Raw genomic sequence first — 3,885 nt, 5'->3', positions numbered from 1 at the left:
CTCCCACACAAGCCCGGTTTCTACACTGAGCGAGCAAGTCTTCCAAAATAATAAGAAACCGGAGAACAACCATGTCCCTTAGCGTGTTCGACCTGTTCAAGATTGGCATCGGCCCCTCCAGCTCCCATACCGTCGGCCCGATGCGCGCCGCCGCTCGATTCGTCGAAGGCCTCAAGCGCGACAACCTGCTGAGCGCCACCAGCGGCATCAAGGTGGAGCTCTATGGCTCGCTGGGCGCCACCGGCAAAGGTCACGGCAGCGACAAGGCCGTGTTGCTGGGCCTGGAAGGCGAACACCCAGACACCGTGAATACTGAAACCGTCGCCGCACGCCTTGCGCAAATGCGCGGTGACGGTCGCTTGAACCTGCTCGGTGAACACAGCATTGCGTTCAACGAGAAAGAACACCTGGCGATGATTCGCAAGCCTCTCGCCTACCACCCCAATGGCATGATTTTTCGTGCCTTCGACGCCGCCGGTATCCAGATCCGCAGCCGCGAGTATTACTCGGTCGGCGGTGGGTTTGTGGTGGATGAAGACGCTGCCGGCGCTGACCGGATTGTCGAAGACACCACGCCGCTGACCTTCCCTTTCAAGCACGCCAAGGACTTGCTTGGCCATTGCGCCACCTACGGACTGTCCATCAGCCAGGTGATGCTCACCAATGAAAGTGCCTGGCGCCCGGAGGCGGAGACTCGCGCCGGCTTGCTGAACATCTGGCAAGTGATGCAGGACTGCGTGGATGCCGGGTGTCGCAACGAAGGCATCTTGCCCGGCGGCTTGAAGGTCAAGCGCCGTGCGGCGGCGCTGCATCGGCAGCTGTGCAAGAACCCCGAATCGGCATTGCGCGACCCGTTGTCGGTGCTGGATTGGGTCAACCTGTATGCGCTGGCGGTCAACGAAGAAAACGCCAACGGCGGGCGCGTGGTCACCGCGCCCACCAACGGTGCGGCCGGGATTGTGCCGGCGGTGTTGCATTACTACATGCGCTTTATCCCCGGCGCGAACGAGGACGGCGTGGTGCGCTTTCTGCTCACCGCCGCCGCCATCGGTATTTTGTACAAGGAAAACGCCTCGATTTCCGGCGCCGAAGTCGGCTGCCAGGGCGAAGTCGGCGTGGCCTGTTCCATGGCCGCAGGCGCTTTGTGCGAAGTGTTGGGCGGCAGCGTGTCCCAAGTGGAAAACGCTGCCGAGATCGGCATGGAACACAACCTCGGCCTGACCTGCGACCCGATTGGCGGGCTGGTGCAGGTACCGTGCATCGAGCGCAACGCCATGGGCTCGGTCAAGGCGATCAATGCCGTGCGCATGGCCTTGCGTGGTGACGGGCAGCACTTTGTCTCACTCGACAAGGTCATCCGCACCATGCGCCAGACTGGCGCCGACATGAAAAGCAAATACAAGGAAACCGCCCGTGGCGGTTTGGCCGTCAACATTATCGAGTGCTGACGCCTACAAGCGCGTCCGCACGTTTTTCAGGAGCTGAACATGTCCACCGAAACCCTGTTGAAAACCCCATTGCACGCGCTGCACATCGAGTTGGGCGCGCGCATGGTGCCCTTCGCCGGCTACGACATGCCGGTGCAATACCCGCTGGGCGTAATGAAGGAACACCTGCACACCCGTGATCAAGCCGGGCTGTTCGACGTGTCCCACATGGGCCAGATCCGCCTGACCGGCGCCAACGCCGCCAAGGCCCTGGAAACCCTGGTGCCGGTCGACATCATCGACCTGCCAGTCGGCATGCAGCGCTACGCCATGTTCACCAACGACCAGGGCGGCATCCTTGATGACCTGATGGTGGCCAACCTGGGCAACGACGAGCTGTTCCTGGTGGTCAACGCAGCCTGCAAGGACCAGGACCTGGCCCACCTGCGCAAACACATCGGCGAGCAGTGCAGCATCGAACCGCTGTTCGAAGAGCGCGCCCTGCTGGCCTTGCAAGGCCCGGAGGCAGTGAAAGTGCTGGCGCGCCTGGCGCCGGAAGTCACCAAAATGACTTTCATGCAGTTCGCCACCCTGCGCCTGCTGGGCGTGGACTGCTACGTGAGCCGCTCGGGCTACACCGGTGAAGACGGTTTCGAGATTTCCGTACCGGCGGCCAATGCCGAGAGCCTGGCGCGCAGCCTGCTCGCCGAAACCGAAGTTCAAGCCATCGGCCTGGGCGCCCGCGATTCCCTGCGCCTGGAAGCCGGCCTGTGCCTGTATGGCCATGACATGAACACCGAAACCACGCCGATCGAAGCCAGCCTGCTCTGGGCGATCTCCAAGGCCCGTCGTGCCGATGGCGCGCGTGCTGGCGGCTTCCCGGGCGCTGACCGCATCTTCACCCAGCAACAAGCCGGCGTAAGCCGCAAGCGCGTGGGCCTGCTGCCACAGGAACGGACCCCGGTGCGTGAAGGCGCAGAAATCGTCGACGAACACGGCACGGTGATCGGCAGCGTGTGCAGCGGCGGTTTTGGCCCGACACTGGGCGGCCCATTGGCCATGGGTTACCTGGACAGCGCATTTGTCGCACTGGACACCGAAGTGTCTGCGTTGGTACGTGGGAAAAAGGTGCCACTACGTGTAAGTAAAATGCCATTTGTACCGCAACGTTACTACCGTGGCTGATTGACTGTTCCTATAAGTAACGCGGTTGCGTTAACGCGCACTAATTTGTAACGCAACCGCCATAAAAGAGTGCATTGACGATAGTCATTTTAATAGGCGCAAACCTATAACAAGTGAGCAACGCTATCGAATATGTGGGATCCACTTTTAGTCAACGAAGTGTCATATGGCCGAGCAAAACCTGGGGATTCTCCGGGGCTTGTTTTTTCCATATTAGTTGACGTAGAGTTTAGCCACTGTGTTTGCATGGGTCGCTTTGAACCTGGACCTGGGCAGTAGCCATAAGTTTGCTACAACCCGTTCGACGTCTCTTACTTTCCTGCAACCCAGCCCAGTACTCTTTCATGTGAAAGGGGCTGTCATTAATTTTTAGCGTCAAAGGAAATAAGAAATGTCGAATCGTCAGAGCGGTACCGTCAAGTGGTTTAACGACGAGAAAGGGTTTGGTTTTATCACTCCAGAAAGCGGTCCGGATCTGTTCGTGCATTTCCGCGCTATTCAGGGCAATGGCTTCAAGAGCCTGAAAGAAGGCCAGAAAGTGTCTTTCATCGCCGTGCAAGGCCAGAAAGGCATGCAGGCTGACGAAGTACAAGCAGAAGGCTGATCCTTACTGCGACAAAAAGCCCCTGATGGTGACATCAGGGGCTTTTTTATGTGCGTTTGCTCGTAAAATGGCTTTTTTCTCAAGAGAGACGGCCATGCCCAAACCTTTGTTGAGCCCCCAAGGCGAATTCCCCGCCGTTGGCCTGGGCCGTCGTCTGGCAGCGATGTTCTATGACTTCCTGTTGTGCACCGCCCTGCTGATCGTCACCGCGTTTATCTACAAGCTGGTGTGGATGGCGTTTATCGGCGAAGCCAGGATGCGCACGCTCACCGAGTCCGGCGCGCTGGACGGCGACCCGCTGCTGTCGACGATCCTGTTTTTTGTGCTGTTTGGTTTCTTCGCCAAGTTCTGGACCCATTCGGGGCAGACATTGGGCATGCAGGTGTGGGGCGTGCGCGTGCAGAACGCAGACGGCTCGCGCATCAGCCTATGGCAGGCGCTGCTGCGCTTTGTGGTGGCGATTGCATCGTGGTTGTGCGTGGGGTTGGGGTTTGTCTGGTCGGTGTTTGATAAGCGCAAGCGCAGCTGGCATGACATCTACTCGGATACGCAGCTGGTGCACATTCCAAAGCAGAAAAAGTAACCCAAGAACACTAGAGATCAAGTGTGGGAGCTGGCTTGCCTGCGATAGCGGTTTATCAGTCAATGCTGCTGTGACTGAACGATCGC

General features: G+C 59.0%; 4 protein-coding genes. All 4 read left to right on the top strand.

The window, feature by feature from the left end; all coding sequences use genetic code 11:
• Window positions 1–71: 71 nt before the first annotated feature.
• The 4 genes from FEM54_RS26795 to FEM54_RS26780 all read left to right on the top strand — a co-directional run bounded on the left by FEM54_RS26795 (window position 72) and on the right by FEM54_RS26780 (window position 3,799).
• Window positions 72–1,448: an L-serine ammonia-lyase gene (locus FEM54_RS26795; RefSeq protein ID WP_017139145.1), complete on the top strand. Its 1,377-nt coding sequence runs from the start codon at window positions 72–74 to the stop codon at window positions 1,446–1,448.
• A gap of 39 nt (window positions 1,449–1,487) precedes the next feature.
• Window positions 1,488–2,612, top strand: coding sequence for a glycine cleavage system aminomethyltransferase GcvT (gene gcvT, locus FEM54_RS26790; protein WP_138453676.1), 1,125 nt, complete (start codon window positions 1,488–1,490; stop codon window positions 2,610–2,612).
• 391 nt (window positions 2,613–3,003) lie between these two features.
• Window positions 3,004–3,216 (top strand): cold-shock protein, encoded by a 213-nt coding sequence (locus FEM54_RS26785; RefSeq protein WP_017139143.1) that lies wholly within the window; start codon window positions 3,004–3,006, stop codon window positions 3,214–3,216.
• A gap of 94 nt (window positions 3,217–3,310) precedes the next feature.
• A complete protein-coding gene (locus tag FEM54_RS26780; RefSeq protein WP_099549400.1) occupies window positions 3,311–3,799 on the top strand; it encodes an RDD family protein in 489 nt (162 codons plus the stop codon).
• Window positions 3,800–3,885: the final 86 nt, after the last annotated feature.

The organism is Pseudomonas edaphica (genome assembly GCF_005863185.1).
GTDB classification, from domain to species: Bacteria; Pseudomonadota; Gammaproteobacteria; order Pseudomonadales; family Pseudomonadaceae; genus Aquipseudomonas; species Aquipseudomonas edaphica.
The sequence above is the reverse complement of the archived record's forward strand: the minus strand, read 5'-3'. Positions and strand labels throughout refer to the sequence as shown.

What these genes read in the sequence shown, in the direction of transcription:
- FEM54_RS26795 (WP_017139145.1), top strand. Translation starts at nt 72, where the DNA reads ATGTCCCTTAGCGTGTTCGACCTGTTCAAGATTGGCATCGGCCCCTCC.
- gcvT (WP_138453676.1), top strand. Translation starts at nt 1,488, where the DNA reads ATGTCCACCGAAACCCTGTTGAAAACCCCATTGCACGCGCTGCACATC.
- FEM54_RS26785 (WP_017139143.1), top strand. Translation starts at nt 3,004, where the DNA reads ATGTCGAATCGTCAGAGCGGTACCGTCAAGTGGTTTAACGACGAGAAA.
- FEM54_RS26780 (WP_099549400.1), top strand. Translation starts at nt 3,311, where the DNA reads ATGCCCAAACCTTTGTTGAGCCCCCAAGGCGAATTCCCCGCCGTTGGC.